Consider the following 15,650-nt stretch of genomic DNA (forward strand, 5'->3'; position numbering starts at 1 on the left):
ATCAGTGTTCCAAAACCTCCGCGACCGTACGCCTCGGCGTAGGACGACCGGGCGTCCCGTATCCGAAACGGATCACCATCTGCGGCCATCCCGGACGCCCCAGCGAGCGGCGTAATCGCTCGCGCGCGGCCGGCACCTCGATCGGCTGGCTGAGCATCGAGGCGTCCAGCCCGGCATCGGTGGCGGTCAGCAGCACCCGCTGCAGCGCCAGCCCCGCAGCGGTCTGGTCGATGGGCTGATCGCCGCTCACGTTGAGGATGCCGACCAGCGGCTCCGGCTCGTAGTCGCGGCCGGACTGCCTGCGGCGGCCGGTGAAGAACCGTTGCGGCAGCAGGTCCTGCGGCTCGGGCAGCGGCGCCCCGGCGCTGACCGGAATGCCGTCGCTCGCCCCGGCGACGTCGGTCCACCCGGCCAGGCGCATCTGATAGGCGTCGTCGCGGCGCAGCACCCGGTCGGCGCCCCGCGCGATCTCCGCGAACGCGCTCAACGCGGTCATCCCCACCAGCAGATCCAGCCAGGCGCCTTCGGCTCGGGCGGCGTCCAGCAGCCGTACGCGGATCTCGGCCGGCACCGGGGTGGCCCAGAACGGCCCGCGATTGCTGTGCCGGCGCGTGATCGCCGCGTGCAGATCCTCCTCGGCGTAGGTCGGCCGGCGCGCCGGTCCCCGGGTGAGCCGGGCCACGAGGTCGCGATCGGCGCCATCCGGGTGGAAGGTGACGACGGCGGGTCGCCCCGCCACCGCCAGCGCCAGTCGCGCGTTGCAGGTGGCGGCCCCGCAGGCCAGCCGCGCCGCCCAGGGCGCCCCAAGAAGGCCTAGGTCATCAGGACCGCAGGGCCCGGCGCGACCGCCGAGGTCGTCGAGCGGGCCCGCATCCACGCGGACCTCGATCGCGCCCTCGCGGAGCCGGAACAGCCACGGCTGGCTGTTGTGCAGCGACGGCGCCCGGATCCCGGCCGCGGCGGCCCGCCGCAGGTCCTCCTCGTCATATCCGGTCATGGCACGCCCCCTATTCCACGATGGTGATCACGTCGCGGGGATCGCGACGCGGCGCCGGCGGCGGGTCCGGCTCCTCGGCCGGCAGGTAGCCGAGCCGCACCGCCACATACGGTTCCCCGATCCCGGCGAGCAGCCCGCGCAGCAAATGGCGCGGCCACTCGACCTCGACGGCATCGCTGATCGGCGCGGTCGCCAGCCCATCGGCTGTCGCGAGCAGCAGCAGGGCGGACAACGCCTCGCCGCCCTGGATCAGGTCCAGCGGCCGGTCCGAAGTGCCGAACACGATCACGTACGCCGCCCCGCGGTCATGCGCCGCCCCGGCGCCGAGCCCGGCTTCCCCGTCCGGGGCGTAGTCCCGCACCGGCACCCGGCGCGGCTCGGAGCTCACCGCGGTCGCCGGCGGCACACCGTCGCCGATGAAGCCCGGCCGATGCGTCCAGCGGTCCAGCTCCGCGCGGTAACGCGGATCGTCCCGCTCGGCACCGGCGGCCCGCACGGCGGCGACGGCCAGCCGCGCGACCTGATCCTCGCGCACGTGGTGCAGATACGCCCCCTCGTCCTCGACGAGCATGCGCAACCTGGTCAGCTCGCGGTCGGCTACCTCCCGGTCGTCGAACGCCCGCCGATCGGTGTGCCGGCGACGGATGGCGTCGGCGAGCCGCCCGGCCTCCAGCGACGGCGCTACCTCGTGGCCGAGCCGGATCCGAGCCAGCAGGTCGGGTTGTTCCGGCTCGGGCAGCCGCTCGACGGTCGCGGTCCAGCCCGCCGCGGCCAGCGCCGTGCGCGCGTGGTGCAGCGCGGTGCCGCAACTGATCAGCAGCAGGCGCCCGGCCCGGTCGACGCTTCGCAGGTGGCGGTCGCGATCGGCGTACAGGTCGAGTGTGTCGCCGGTGAGACGCCAGCACCACGGCTGGGTGTTGAAGATCGACGGGGCGTGCTGCGCGGCGCGGGCGGCCTGTTCGAGCGGGTTCATGCTTCTACCGTGCCGGTCGGCCCCCGCCGCGCGGCAGGGCCGAAAGTCCCGCGCACCCGGGCAGGCCGACCCGACAGGGCCACCCGTGCACGTCACGCGGGCAGCGGCACCTGCCAGGTCAGCAACGTGCCCTGGCCGTCCGGCGCCGGCCCGATCTCGAACGCGCCGCCCAGATCCCGGGCCCGTTCACGCATGTTGGCGATGCCGCCGCGGGTCAGCCCGTCGCCCATGCCGGCCCCGTCGTCCTCGACCCGCAGCACGATCTGCCCGTGCGCCACCCGCAGCGACACCCGCGCGGTCCGCGCCCCCGCGTGCCGGGCGATGTTGGCGAGAGCCTCCCGCAGCACCGCCAGCAGCTCGGGCACGATGTCGTCGGGGACGGCGGTGTCGACCGGCCCGGTGGTGTCCAGGATCGGGACGAAGCCGAGCGCCTCGGCCGCCGCGTCGGACGTCTCGCGCAGTTCGGTCCGCAGCGACGGACCGGCCGGGGCACGCAGCTCGAAGATCGACCGGCGGATGTCGCGGATCGTGGCGTCCAGGTCGTCGACCGCCGCGTTGATGCGCTTCACCGCTTCCGGCTTGCCGGCGTGCGCGACCGCGCTCTGCAGGTGCATGCCGGTCGCGAACAGCCGCTGAATCACCACGTCGTGCAGGTCGCGGGCGATGCGTTCGCGGTCTTCGAGCACCACCAGCTGCTCGCGCTCCTCCTGGGCGCGGGCGCGTTCCAGCGCCAGCGCGGCCTGCCCGGCGAAGCTGGACAGCATGCGGGCGTCGTCGTCGTGCACCGGCGTGACGATCAGGACGCCCTGCAACGTGTCCGACGCGGCGAGCGGGGCCGCCAGCGCCGGCCCGTCCGGAACCGGGCCCGGCCAGGCGGTCGACGTGCGCAAATTCTCCACCCGCCGGTACGCCTCGGCGAGGTCACCGTCGAACGCCACCGGGCGGCCCACCAGGCGCCGGCACTCCGGGTCGGCGCTGTCCGCCACCTCGATGGTGTGCCGCGCGCGCTCCGCGTCGTAGAGCAGCACCATCACCAGGTCGGCTCCGGAGACCTCGCGTGCGCGCCGGGCGATCAACCGCAACGCTTCGGTACGCCGGACGGTGCCGAGCAGCACCCCGGTGATCTCGGCGGTCGCGGCCAGCCACTGCTCCCGGCGCTGGGCCAGCGCGAACAGACGCGCGTTGTCGATCGCCACCCCGGCCGCCGCGGCCAGCGCGACCACGATCTCCTCGTCGTCGTCGCCGAACTCGGCGGCGCCCCGCTTCTCGGCGAGGTAGAGGTTGCCGAAGATCTGGTCGCGGGTGCGGACCGGGACGCCGAGGAAACTGTGCATCGGCGGGTGGTTGGGCGGGAAGCCGTACGAGTCGGGGTGTTTGGTGATGTCCGGCAGCCGGACCGGGTGCGGGTCGGTGATCAGCAACCCGAGCAGCCCTTGTCCGTGCGGCAGGTCCTCCCGGCTGGCCATCACGTCGCCGACCCGATCGAGCATCTCGGTCAGGAGTTCGTCCAACCGGACCCGGGAGAGCGGGCGCAGGCCGAGCGACGGACGATCGGATTCTTCGTCCACGTGGCCGAGGCTAACCGCGTCTGACCTGCCTGGGAATCCCTTGGCTGGACGGCAATGGGACGGTAGGAAGGGTGAGTGATCCGAGTCTTCCTGCTCGACGACCACGAGGTGGTCCGGCGTGGCCTGATCGACCTGTTGCAGGACGCGGGCGACGTCGAGGTCGTCGGCGAGTCCGGTTCCGCGCTGGAGGCGACGCGCCGCATTCCGGCGCTGCGGCCGGACGTCGCGATCCTGGACGCCCGCCTGCCGGACGGCAACGGCATCGACGTGTGCCGCGACGTGCGAGCCGTCGACTCGTCGATCAAAGGCCTCATTCTGACCTCGTACGAGGATGACGAAGCGCTCTTCGCCGCGATCATGGCCGGGGCCGCCGGATATGTGCTCAAGCAGATCCGGGGTACCGACCTCGTCGACGCGGTGCGCCGGATCGCGCAGGGCCAGTCGCTGCTCGACCCGGCCCTGACCCAGCGGGTGCTGGAGCGGATCCGGCACGGCGTGGAGCAGCCCCGCGAGCTGGCTGCGCTGACCGATCAGGAGCGGCGGATCCTGGAGTTCGTGGCGGAGGGGCTGACGAACCGGGAGATCGCCGCCCGGATGTTCCTGGCCGAGAAGACGGTGAAGAACTACGTGTCGAGTCTGCTGGCCAAGCTCGGCCTGGAACGCCGCACCCAGGCGGCGGTGCTGGCCACGCGTCTGCTTGGCGATCACCCGCCGGGCTGAGATCCTCGTGCCTGTGGATCTCTCGCGGTTCGTTCCCGGGGTGGTGACGCTCGGCCACTACGAGCGGCCGTGGCTGCGTGGCGATCTGCTGGCCGGCGTCACCGTGGCGGCGTACCTGGTGCCCCAGGTCCTCGCGTACGCGGGACTGGCCGGGCTGCCCCCGGTGGCGGGTCTGTGGGCGGCCGTCCCGGCCCTGGTGGCGTACGCGCTGCTCGGCACCTCGCGGTTGTTGTCCGCCGGGCCGGAGTCGACGACGGCCTTGATGACCGCGGTGGTGATCGGCCCGATGGCGGCCGGCGACCCGGCCCGGTACGCGATGCTGGCCGCCGCACTCGGCCTCGCCGTCGGGGCCTGGTGCCTGGTCGCCCGGCTGCTGCGGCTCGGCTTCATCGCGGACCTGCTGTCGCGCCCGACGCTGGTCGGCTACCTGGCCGGCGTCGCGCTGATCATGATGGTGAGCCAGCTCGGCAAGCTCACCGGCGTCGAGGTGGACGGCGACAAGTTCTTCGGGGAGCTGGCGTCCTTCGTACGCGGGCTGGGCTCGCTGGACTGGGCGACCACCGGGTTCGCGGCCGCCGTGCTGGTCTTCCTGTTCGGGGTGCAGCGCCTCGCCCCTCGGCTGCCCGGCCCGTTGCTTGCGGTGCTGCTGGCCACCGGCGCTGTCGCGGTGTTCGGGCTGGACCGCTACGGCATCGCGATCATCGGCGAGATTCCGTCCGGCATCCCGGCACCGGTCTTCCCCGATCTCGCTCTGTTCCGGGACCTGCTGCTGCCCGCCGTCGGGGTACTGCTGGTCGGGTACACCGACACGATCCTGACCGCCCGCGCGTTCGCGGAACGCGGCAAGGGCGGCCGCATCGACGCCAACCAGGAGCTGGTCGCGCTCGGGGTGGCCAACATCGGCGCCGGATTCTTCCGCGGGCTGCCGGTGAGCAGCAGCGGCAGCCGCACCGCGCTGGCCGACGCCGCCGGTGCCCGCTCCCAGCTGCACTCGCTGGTCACCGCCGCGATCGTGGTGGCCACGTTGCTGTTCCTCGGGCCGCTGCTGACCCGGTTCCCGGCCCCCGCGCTCGGCGCGATCGTCGTCTACGCGGCCGTCCGGCTCATCGACATCGACGGCTTCCGGCGCCTGGCCCGGTTCCGGCGCAACGAGTTCCTGCTGGCGCTGGCCGCGATGGTCGGCGTGCTGGTTTTCGACATCCTGCAGGGCGTGCTGCTCGCCGTCGCGCTGTCGGTCGCCGAGCTGCTGTTCCGCGCCGCCCGCCCGCACGACGCCGTACTCGGCCTGGTGCCCGGCCTGGCCGGGATGCACGACGTCGACGACTATCCGCAGGCGCACACCATTCCCGGCCTGCTCGTCTACCGCTACGACTCGCCGCTGTTCTTCGCGAACGCGGAGAACTTCCGCCGCCGGGCCCTGTCCGCGGTGACTGAACAGAAGGACCCGGTGGCGTGGTTCGTCCTCAACACCGAGGCGAACGTGGAGGTCGACATCACCGCCCTGGACGCCGTCGAGCGGTTGCGCCTGGAATTGGAGCGGCGCGGCATCGTGTTCGCCCTGGCCCGCGTGAAACAGGACCTGCTCGACGACCTGGAGAAGTTCGGACTGGCCCAGAAGATCGGCCCGGAGCACATCTTCCCCACGCTGCCGACCGCCGTCGCGGCGTACGAGAAATGGCGGTCGCTCCGGTTTTAGTCCTCGATGTCCGAGAAGAGGCCGGTGAAGGTCACCTGCGTGCCGGCCAGCCCACCGAAGACGGCGCCGGCGACGGGCGTGGTAACCGCGGCCGAGGCGTCGTCGTAGGTCTCGAAATACAGGTCGAGCGTCCGGTACGCGGGCGTCGCCGTGCCGTCCTCCTTCGGCCACACCTTGGCCGACTCGACCCGCTGAACCTTCGGGAACGTCTGCGCGGCCGACCTCACGTCCGCGTAGACCTTCTCGAATTCGTCCGGGTCCGCGGGGTTGTCGATGATGAGCGTGATCTTGGTGGCCATGGCGGCCTCCTTGCTGAACTGGTGGAACGAACGTTCTGCCGCAGACCCTACTCCATCGACTCAGCCACCCGGCGGGGTCCGGCCCAGTTCGCGAGACAGCTGGGTGCGGCCGGTTGCGGGATGCGGGGTGGCGGTGCTGGGCGGGGCCGGTTGCGGGATGCGGGGTGGCGGTGCTGGGCGCGGCCGGTTGCGGTGCGAGGTGGCGGTGCTGGGCGCGGCCGGTTGCGGTGCGAGGTGGCGGTGCTGGGCGCGGCCGGTTGCGGTGCGGGGTGGCGGTGCTGGGTGCGGCCGGTTGCGGTGCGGGGTGGCGGTGCTGGGTGCGGCCGGTTGCGGTGCGGGGTGGCGGTGCTGGGTGCGGCCGGTTGCGGTGCGGGGTGGCGATGCTGGGTGCGCCATGGCGGTGTGGGTGTCGGGCGCGCTAGGTGCCGCCAGTTGGCTGCCTGCGCATGTCCGGCATTTCCAGAAACATCAGTTATTGTCTCGGTGCGCGGCGCGTCGCCACCCCTCCGGCATTCGACTGCACGCACGGCCGGGTCCTCGCGGTATCCATTATTTGGGACGGGTGCTCAGTAGGCGGGATCGCTGTCCACATGGTGGAGTCGCGTCCGCATGATGGGATAGATGTCCAAATAGGAGGGACTTTCCTCCCGTCGTGCGGCTTTTGTTCAGCCGTTGGTCGCCTTCAAATCCGAATCTTGGCGACTTGTGGTCGATATATGGGCGTAACTCTCCAAGGTCGCAAATCCTCCACGATGCGGTATGCGATGTCCACATAGCAGGATTACTTGCGAACCCTGCGGCTCGGCTGACTGAGTCGCCGAATCAGGACGAAGCCCAGTTGGCGGCTCGTTGTGCTTCGGTACACCGGAATGCCAGCGACAGACCGCAGCCTCGCAGCCCGCTGAACGGGTGAGCCGCAACGCCGGCGCGGGCACCGCCAGATCACCGCGGCTCATGCGTGCTTCGGCACGCTGTTTCTGCCGACTTTCTAATGATATTTCCGAAAAATCGCCTCTTGGCAACTTGGCCGAGCCGCTCTCCGGGTCGTCGGGCGGCGGGGCGGCTTCGAGCGGGGCCAAACAGGCCGAGACACACCCAGGGTGAGCGGCGGCAGGGTGCGGTTGCGGTGGATGGGCCGCCGTGGCGTCCGGGCGTGGGCACGGCGTGCGGGTGAGGGGGCCCCCGACAGGGCGCTCGGATTGTCAATAATTTGGGGGACGATATTGACTACAAGGTGGGAGGGCCGTAGACAGGTCCTGGAGGATGGGTGGCATCGATGTGTCTCGCTGACCGAGGAGGGTGCGGCCGTGGCGTCGCATTACGTGGTGCGGAGCGTTGAGCGGGCCGGGCCGGAGATTATCGCCGCGCTGGGGGAGGCCGGCGTGGCCACCGTGCATGAGGCGGCCGGGCGGGTTGGGCTGCTCGGGCCGGCGATTCGGCCGCGGCAAGCAGGGGCTGTCGTGGCCGGGTCGGCGATCACGGTGTCCTGCCATCCGGGGGACAACCTGATGATTCACGCTGCGGTCGAGGTGTGCGCGCCCGGTGACATTCTGGTCGTGACCACCACCTCGCCGTCGACCGACGGGATGTTCGGGGAGCTGCTGGCCACCTCGCTGATGGCCCGCGGCGTCGCCGGACTCATCAGTGACGCCGGCGTGCGCGACATCGCCGCGCTCAGGGAGATGGGGTTCCCGGTCTGGTCGCGGGCCGTTCACGCGCAGGGCACCGTGAAGGCCAGCCCGGGCTCGGTGAACGTGCCGGTGGTCGCGGCCGGGCAACTGGTCGGGCCGGGCGACATCATCGTGGCGGACGACGACGGCGTGGTCGCGTTGCCGATCGCGCTGGGCGCACCGGTCGCCGAAGCGGCGGCGAAACGCACGGCGGCCGAGGCGGACAAGCGCGCGCAGCTGGCGAGCGGCACGCTGGGCGTCGACATGTACAACCTGCGGCCGTTGCTGGCGGAACTCGGTGTCGAATACGTGGACCGCCTGCCATGAGCGACGGCATCCGGTGTATGCAGATGCGCGGCGGCAGTTCGAAGGGCGCCTATTTCCTGGCGTCCGATCTGCCGGCCGATCCGGCGGACCGCGACGACCTTCTACTGCGCATCATGGGCTCGCCGGACGAACGGCAGATCGACGGCCTCGGCGGCGGCCATCCGTTGACGAGCAAGGTCGCCGTGGTCGGTCCGTCGGCCGATCCGGAGGCCGACGTCGATTATCTGTTTCTCCAAGTGGTGCCGGACCGCGCGGTCGTCACGGACGCGCAGACCTGCGGCAATCTGCTCGCCGGGGTGGGCCCGTTCGCCATCGAGCGCGGTCTTGTCGCGCCGCTTGCGCCGACGACCCCGGTACGCGTCCGCATCGTCAATCCCACGGTCCGCTTCGCCGAGGAGCGGGTGCGAACCCCGGACGGTCGCGTGCGGTACGACGGTGACACGGTGATGGCGGGGACGTCGTTTCCGGCCGCCCCGATCGACATCGCGTTTCCGGGCGGGGAAGGGTCGGTGTTTCCGACCGGACACCGCACCGACCGGTTCGCCGGGGTGACGGTCACCGCCGTGGACGCCGGAATGCCGGTGGTGCTGGTCCGCGCGGTCGATCTGGGTATCGAGGGCGACGAATCACCGGCGACGCTGGAAGCCAATGCGGACCTGCGGGAGAAGGTCGAGGCGATTCGGCTCGAGGCCGGACCGGCGATGGGCTTGGGCGACGTCCGCGACACGACCGTTCCGAAGATTTCGATACTGTCCGCGCCCCGATCCGGCGGCACGATCGCCACCCGGACTTTCATTCCCCATCGCGTGCACGCGGCCATCGGCGTGCTGGGCGCGGTCTCGGTGGCCGCGGGCGTGCGCATATCGGGAACGGTCGTCTCGCTGGCCGGCGAAACCCTGGTCCGCATCGAACACCCGAGCGGGTCGTTCGATGTCGGCGTCGAACTCGACGGGACCACGCTGGCGCGCAGTTCGGTGGTGCGCACCGCCCGGAAACTGGCCGACGGCCTGGTGTGGCCCCGCTGCGGAAAGGCAACCGGATGAGCCTCACCCACGACCCGGATCGGCGCCGCGACATCGCGCACGTCGGCCCGGTGGAACTGTTCACCCCGGTGCTGGAGGAGTCGCGGGATTTTTTCGTGCGGGTGATGGGCCTGCGTGAGGTGCACCGCGACGCCACGTCGGTCTACCTGCACACTTGGGACGACTATCAATCGTGGACGGTGCGGTTGGTGCGGCGCGGCACCGCCGGAATCGGGCGGACCTATTTGCGCGCGGCCAGCCCGCAGGCGATCGGGCGGCTGGCGTCGGCGATCGGCCCGCACACGACGGTCGCCGACGCGTACGGGCTGGGAAAGGTTGTGCTTTTCATCGATCCCGACGGGCACGAAATGGGCCTCTACTGGGACGTCGAACGGTATCGGGCTGATGACAGCGACCGGCCCGCACTGAAGAACCAGGCGGCCGCCTATCCCGGGCGGGGTGCCAATCTGCGCCGGCTCGACCACGTGAACTATCTGACCGCCGAGGTGCCGGGTGCGTCGTCGTTTCTGGCCGATGTGTTCGGCGCGCGGTGCACCGAGCAGATTGTGAAGGACGACGGGCGGCCGCAGGCGATCTGGTATTCGGTCGGCAACAAGACCTACGACCTCGTGTATACCGAGGATTGGACCGGGCACCGCGGCCGGCTGCACCACATCGCGTTCGCCACCGATACGCGCGAGGAGATTCTGCGGGCCGCCGACGTGTGCCTGGACGCGGGCGTGCACATCGAGACCGGGCCGCACAAACACGCGATTCAGCAAACCTTTTTCCTGTACGTCTGGGAACCCGGCGGCAACCGCATCGAGATCTGCAACGCGGGTGCCCGGCTGATCCTGGCGCCCGACTGGCAAACCGTGAGCTGGACCCAGGCCGAACGGGCCAAGGGTCAGGCGTGGGGACTCCAGACGATCGGCACGTTCCATACGCATGGCACCCCGGTGGTGCCGGTACCGGAGGATCCGGCGTGATCATCGACTGTCACGGCCATTACACGACCGCTCCCGCGGCGCACACCGCGTGGCGCCAGGCGGGTCAGGCCGGTCCCTATCCCGCGATTTCCGACGACGAGATCCGCGAATCGCTGGAGGGCAACCAATTGCGGTTGATGGACGAGCGCGGCATCGACCTGACGCTGTTCTCGCCGCGGGCGTCGGCGATGGGACACCACGTCGGGGACGAGGCTTTCAGTGGTGCGTGGACGCGGGCGTGCAACGACCTCATCGCGCGGGTGGCGGTGCTGTATCCGAAGCGTTTCGCCGGTGTCTGCCAGCTACCGCAATCGCCCGGGGTGCCGATCGCTCATTCGATCGGCGAACTGCGCCGGTGCGTACGTGAACTGGGGTTCGTCGGCTGCAATCTGAACCCGGACCCGAGCGGCGGGCAATGGACGTCGCCGCCGCTGACCGACGAGTTCTGGTATCCGTTCTACGAGGCGATGGTCGAGCTGGACGTGCCGGCGATGGTGCACGTGTCCGCGGTGACGAACCCTAATTTCCACGCGACCGGCTCGCACTACCTGAACGCGGACACCACGGCGTTCATGCAGTTCCTGCAGTCCGACCTTTTCGCGCGCTTCCCCGGGCTCCGGATGATCATCCCGCACGGCGGGGGAGCGGTGCCCTATCACTGGGGCCGGTTCCGCGGGCTGGCCGACATGCTCGACCGGCCGCCGCTGGACGAGTCGGTGATGACCAACGTCTTCTTCGACACCTGTGTTTACCACCAGCCCGGCATCAACCTGTTGTTCGACGTGATCGCCCCGGACAACATCCTGTTCGGGTCCGAGATGGTCGGGGCGGTCCGCGGCATCGACCCGCGCACCGGCCACTACTTCGACGACACCCGGCGCTACATCGAGGCGCTGAACCTGTCCGCCGACGACCGCACCAGGATCTACGAAGGGAATGTGCGCCGGGTGTATCCGCGTCTCAAAATCGCTTAACTCGGGTTGTGGGCGACCGATCGTGGCGGGGTGCCGTAGTCGGCCACCGCCCGAGGGAGCCCGCCGTGTCATACCCGTCGCAACCGCCGGCCGAACCGTCCGGATTGTTCCCCGTGGGGCAGGGTGAGGGAGGGGCTGCCGCAGGGAAGAGCGAGCTCCAACCACAAACGCTCCAGCCGCCGCACGAGCCGCAGCCGTTCTTCGCGCCGCCGACGGGTCAGCCCTTGTCCGCGCCTCTGGCCGCTCAGCGATTCTCCGCCGCGCCCGCCACCAAGCCGTTCTCCGCGCCGCCCGCGCCGGCCGGGCGGCACGCCGCGGCCGAGCCCGACGACGAGCCCTACTTCGACTTCGAGCTCGGGCAGGCCACCACTCAACCGATCCCGCACATGGCGGCGCCCGCCAGCCCGACAGCGCTGTGGTTCGCCTTCGGCGCGGGGATCGCCGGCCTGATGGGCTCGTTCATGCCGTGGGTGAAGATCAACTTCTTCGGCGGCATGAGCTCCTCCGGCGTCGACGGCACGGACGGCTGGTACAGCGTGCTCCTCGGCGCCGCGATCGCCGCTCTCGCCATCTGGCTTGTCCGCAATCCGGGGCGGCATCTGGCTTTGTCCCTTCTCGCGATGTTGTGCACCATCGGGCTGACCGGACTCGGCGTCTACGAGGTGATCCACCTGTCCGGTGACATCCCGGAGAGCGAGTTCGCCGGCACCGTGAGCGTGGGAATCGGACTCTGGCTCATCATTGCCGCGGGCGTGGTCGGTACGGGGGCAATGGTCCGAGTTTTGCGAGGCCGTAGCGGGTCGGCCGGGCAGCCGTAACGATGGGGGCTCCAACGTTCGAAGGGAGTCGACATGTCCGAGATCCGCCCCTTCCACGTCGCCATCGCCCAGTCCGACCTCGACGATCTCCGCGAGCGCCTGGCCCGCACTCGCTGGGGGACCGAGATCCCCGGCCAGGGCTGGCGCCGCGGCGTTCCGGTGGACTATCTGCGTGACCTCGCCCGGTACTGGGAGCGGGACTTCGACTGGCGGGCCGCCGAGGCGCGGCTCAACGAGCTGCCCCAGTTCGTCACCGATGTGGACGGCCAGACCCTGCACTTCGCGCACGTCCGCTCCGCGAACCCGGCCGCCACGCCACTGCTGATCAGCCACGACTGGCCCGGGTCGTACGCGCTCTACCTGCCGGTCGTCGCGGCGCTGACCGGCGACTTCCACCTGGTGCTGGTCAGTAATCCCGGGATCGCCTTCTCCGGCCCGCTCACCAGCGAGGGGTGGACGGCGGCGCGCGGCGCGGCGGCGCTGCACGAGATCATGCGGCGTCTCGGTTACGGCCGTTACGGCGTACAGGGAAATGGGGGTGGGGCCGGCCTGGGTGTCCAGATGGCGCGGCAACAGCCGGCCGCCGTGATCGGCGTGCACGTCAACGGGCACATCACGTTCCCGTCGCAGGATCCGGCCGACTTCGCCGATCTCACCGCGGCCGAGCAGGACCGGCTGCGGCGCCTGCAGGAGTTCCGCGACGACAAGATGGGCTTCAACGTCATCCAGTCGACGCGGCCGCAGACGCTCGCGTTCGCCCTGCACGACTCGCCGGCCGGTCAGCTCGCCTGGATCGTGGAGAAGTTCAAGGAGTGGACCGATCCGTCCGCCGAGCTGCCCGAGGACGCCATCGACCGGGATCTGCTGCTGACGAACGTGAGCCTGTACTGGTTCACCGGCACGGCCGGCTCGTCGGCGAACCTCTACTGGGAGATGGCGCACGACCCGACGGCCTGGACCCCGAAGGAGAAGTCGGCGGTGCCGATGGGCGTGGCGCTCGGGGTCACCGACATCACGGTGCGCCGATTCGCCGAGCGCGACATGCCGGTGACGCACTGGACCGAGTTCCCGGCGGGCGGCAACTTCCTCTCCGCGGAGCAGCCCAAGCTGTACGCGGACGACGTGCGCGCGTTCTTCGCGGGCCTGGGGTGAGTGCCGGGAGGCGGGCCGCTGCCCGCCTCCCGAGCCGTCACTCGACGTTGAACTCGTACCAGCGGTTCTCGGACAGCGTGCCGTCGGCGGTGACGCTGGTGACGCTGAAGTTGTCGTATCCGGAGTACTCCGGGACGTAGGTGAACGTCGCGGAGCCGTCCGGACCCGCCGGGATCTCGATGTCCGCCCACTCGGTCTTCGACGGGTACCGGTAGGCGACCACGCCCGGCACCGCCGGACGGAAGGTCACGGTGGCCTCCTGCCCGACCTTCGGCGCGCCGCCGTCCGGACCGGTGACCGACACGAACGGCGCGTCGGTCACCGTGACCGTGACGGTGGTTTCCGGTGTCAAGGTGCCGTCGGCGAGCCGTGCCCGGACGGTGAGCAGGATCGGTCCCACCCGGTCCGGCACCACCTCAGCGGAGATGTAGCTCCCGTCGACGGTCCGTTCCGGGCCGCCGTCGAAGCTGTAGACGAAACCCTCGGCGCCGGGCAGTTCGCTCGACATCCAGATCGTCACCGGCTGACCGGCTCCGCCGTTGTCCGAGGCCGAGGCGCCCGTGAACCAGACGGTCGGGCGGGTGTCGATGACCCAGAAGCTCCGGGTCGACGGGTCGGACACGGTGCCGTCCGCGGACACCGAGCTGACGGTGAGGGTGTAGTCCCCGGCCTGTGGTGTCCAGTCCAGCTTGGCCGTGCCGTCGGCCGCGGCGTCGATGCTCTGCTGCACACCGTCGCCGAAGTCGTACTGATAGGACACGACGTTCGTGGTGCGCGGTGTGAAGGTGAAGCTGCCCGGCTCGCCAGCGACCGCGCCGGTGCTCGGACCGAACTGCTCGGACGCGATGACCGGGGCGTCGCTCACCAGGATCGTCTCGGTATAGGTGCCGACCAGCTTCTGGTGGACGTATCCGTTGGCCTTGATGGTGTGCCAGCCCTTGTCCGGGAAGACGACGTCACCGGTGGCCGTGGCGTCCACCGCCGGAACAACCGTCTCGGTCCCCGCGTCGAGGGCGTACCCGAACGAGGTCACCTCGGCGACCGGGGACTTGAGCGTCACGTGGCTGGTGAGACCCACCCCGGCGACGTCCACCTTGACCGCGGGCGCGGTCGCGCGCACGTAGTAGCGGTACGACTGGAACGGTCCCCGGTTCTGGGCCAGGTCGACCGCGCTGACCTGCAGCTCCGCGGATCCCGCGGACGTCGGCGTGAGGCTGACGCGTGCTCGTCCACCGGGGTGGCCGGCGTCGACGTAGGTGGTGGCGCCGAGGTTGCCGGTGCGGTAGACGAACCCGACGACGTCCCGGTCGCCGGCCGCGTCGAACACGAAGTCACCGGCGTCGCCCGGGCCGCCCGTGCCCGGGTAGGTGGCAACGTTGTACTTAGGCGAGGACACGACCGGCGCCGTGGCGGGCGCGGTGTTGTCCACCGTGAGGTAGCAGGTCCGGCTCCACGGCCCGGCGTCGTCGAGGTCGCGCGCCTGCGCGGCCCAGGCCACGACCGTGCCGTCCGGGTAACCGCTCAGGTGCAGCGCCACGCTGGTGCTCTCGGTGCGCTGTTCCGGGTGGTCCACCGGCCAGACCGCGAACCAGATCTGTGGAGTCGGCGGCGTCCCGTCGGCGTCGGTGGCGGTCGCGGTGACCCGAGTGGAGTTACCTCCGGCGGTCGCGTGCTTGGCCAAGGTGCCGCAGGGGCGGTCCGGGTTGAGCACCTTGAGGCCGCTCACCGTGGGCGGGTGGTTGGCCGTCAGGTCCAGGCTGAGCTGCCGCACGGTACGGCCCAAGCCCGGGTCGCTCTCGGCCGCCGCGGCGACGCGTACCTCGAAGGTGATGGTCTTGTCGTGCCGGCCCAGCGCCGCCTGGATCTGCGGCAGCACGTCGAAGGTGACGACGGGTGCGGGACAGATGGCGGTGCCAAGGTTGCCCTGGGCGACCAGCTCCAGCTCCTTCGGCGCCTGCTGCCAGGTCGTCGTGTCGGCGACCGGCTTGGTACGCCAGATCTCGATCGGCGCGACGCGCTGGCAGTCCTGGACGGACCGCTCCGACGTGAAGAGCTGGGCTTCGTGTACGACCTGCGTGCGGTACGCGCTGAGGTCGTAGGTGAAGTAGGCCCGCGCGGTGCGGCCGGCGACGGTGCCGACCACCGCGTCCCCGGTGGGGCTGGGCGCCGGGGTGTCCGGCCGTGCGGAGTCGGTGTTGGCCCACGCGACGAGCGGGGGATGGGTGATGGGGGCGGCTTGCGCCGCGGGCGCGAGCACGGTGACGGCGGTGGCGGACAAGAGCAGAGCGGCGGTCGCGCCGAACAATGCCCTCCTCGAACGATTCATGATCTTCTCCCCGAAGCCCCGCGCGGGAAGGGGTTTCCGGGCGGGGGCGGAGTTGATCTTAACGATCGTCGATGGTCGGCGAGGCCCCTTTTCGGGGCCACTCGAATGGTGGAACTTGC

At 70.7% G+C, this 15,650-nt stretch carries 13 protein-coding genes; 8 read left to right on the forward strand and 5 right to left on the reverse strand.

Annotation, left to right across the window (positions count from 1 at the left end; translation table 11 throughout):
* Window position 1: 1 nt before the first annotated feature.
* From HH310_RS26110 to HH310_RS26120, 3 genes are all read right to left on the reverse strand, one after another.
* Complete coding sequence (locus HH310_RS26110; RefSeq protein ID WP_169178280.1) at window positions 2-997, reverse strand: Acg family FMN-binding oxidoreductase; 996 nt, start codon at window positions 995-997, stop codon at window positions 2-4.
* 10 nt (window positions 998-1,007) lie between these two features.
* Window positions 1,008-1,970 (reverse strand): Acg family FMN-binding oxidoreductase, encoded by a 963-nt coding sequence (locus HH310_RS26115; protein ID WP_169178281.1) that lies wholly within the window; start codon window positions 1,968-1,970, stop codon window positions 1,008-1,010.
* 92 nt (window positions 1,971-2,062) lie between these two features.
* Window positions 2,063-3,538 (reverse strand): GAF domain-containing protein, encoded by a 1,476-nt coding sequence (locus tag HH310_RS26120; RefSeq protein ID WP_396027545.1) that lies wholly within the window; start codon window positions 3,536-3,538, stop codon window positions 2,063-2,065.
* Between the two features lie 75 nt (window positions 3,539-3,613).
* Between HH310_RS26120 and HH310_RS26125 the strand changes: the two genes are divergently transcribed.
* Both HH310_RS26125 and HH310_RS26130 read left to right on the forward strand, forming a co-directional pair.
* Window positions 3,614-4,258, forward strand: coding sequence for a response regulator transcription factor (locus HH310_RS26125; RefSeq protein WP_169178282.1), 645 nt, complete (start codon window positions 3,614-3,616; stop codon window positions 4,256-4,258).
* 13 nt (window positions 4,259-4,271) lie between these two features.
* Window positions 4,272-5,954, forward strand: a complete 1,683-nt coding sequence (locus HH310_RS26130) for a SulP family inorganic anion transporter (protein ID WP_211192640.1) — start codon at window positions 4,272-4,274, stop codon at window positions 5,952-5,954.
* Here HH310_RS26130 and HH310_RS26135 read toward each other — a convergent pair.
* Window positions 5,951-6,253 (reverse strand): EthD family reductase, encoded by a 303-nt coding sequence (locus HH310_RS26135; protein ID WP_169178283.1) that lies wholly within the window; start codon window positions 6,251-6,253, stop codon window positions 5,951-5,953. The two genes, HH310_RS26130 and HH310_RS26135, sit on opposite strands and share 4 nt — an antisense overlap.
* A gap of 1,307 nt (window positions 6,254-7,560) precedes the next feature.
* On the opposite strand from HH310_RS26135, the gene HH310_RS26140 reads away from it, so the two are divergent.
* The 6 genes from HH310_RS26140 to HH310_RS26165 all read left to right on the forward strand — a co-directional run bounded on the left by HH310_RS26140 (window position 7,561) and on the right by HH310_RS26165 (window position 13,205).
* Window positions 7,561-8,250: a 4-carboxy-4-hydroxy-2-oxoadipate aldolase/oxaloacetate decarboxylase gene (locus HH310_RS26140; RefSeq protein WP_312034321.1), complete on the forward strand. Its 690-nt coding sequence runs from the start codon at window positions 7,561-7,563 to the stop codon at window positions 8,248-8,250.
* Window positions 8,247-9,293 (forward strand): PrpF domain-containing protein, encoded by a 1,047-nt coding sequence (locus tag HH310_RS26145; protein WP_169178284.1) that lies wholly within the window; start codon window positions 8,247-8,249, stop codon window positions 9,291-9,293. The genes HH310_RS26140 and HH310_RS26145 overlap by 4 nt, the downstream gene beginning before the upstream one ends.
* Window positions 9,290-10,261 carry a VOC family protein gene (locus tag HH310_RS26150; protein WP_169178285.1) on the forward strand — a complete coding sequence of 324 codons (972 nt, stop codon included), beginning with the start codon at window positions 9,290-9,292 and terminating at the stop codon, window positions 10,259-10,261. Before HH310_RS26145 ends, HH310_RS26150 begins: the two co-directional genes overlap by 4 nt.
* Complete coding sequence (locus HH310_RS26155; protein ID WP_169178286.1) at window positions 10,258-11,235, forward strand: amidohydrolase family protein; 978 nt, start codon at window positions 10,258-10,260, stop codon at window positions 11,233-11,235. The genes HH310_RS26150 and HH310_RS26155 overlap by 4 nt, the downstream gene beginning before the upstream one ends.
* Before the next feature lie 224 nt (window positions 11,236-11,459).
* Window positions 11,460-12,053, forward strand: coding sequence for a hypothetical protein (locus HH310_RS26160; protein ID WP_169178287.1), 594 nt, complete (start codon window positions 11,460-11,462; stop codon window positions 12,051-12,053).
* Window positions 12,054-12,086: 33 nt separating this feature from the next.
* Window positions 12,087-13,205 carry an epoxide hydrolase family protein gene (locus HH310_RS26165; protein ID WP_169178288.1) on the forward strand — a complete coding sequence of 373 codons (1,119 nt, stop codon included), beginning with the start codon at window positions 12,087-12,089 and terminating at the stop codon, window positions 13,203-13,205.
* Between the two features lie 37 nt (window positions 13,206-13,242).
* On the opposite strand, the gene HH310_RS26170 is transcribed toward HH310_RS26165, so the two are convergent.
* Window positions 13,243-15,531, reverse strand: a complete 2,289-nt coding sequence (locus HH310_RS26170; RefSeq protein WP_169178289.1) for a hypothetical protein — start codon at window positions 15,529-15,531, stop codon at window positions 13,243-13,245.
* Window positions 15,532-15,650 lie beyond the last annotated feature (119 nt).

It is taken from the genome of Actinoplanes sp. TBRC 11911 (genome assembly GCF_012933445.1).
Taxonomy (GTDB): Bacteria; Actinomycetota; Actinomycetes; order Mycobacteriales; family Micromonosporaceae; genus Actinoplanes.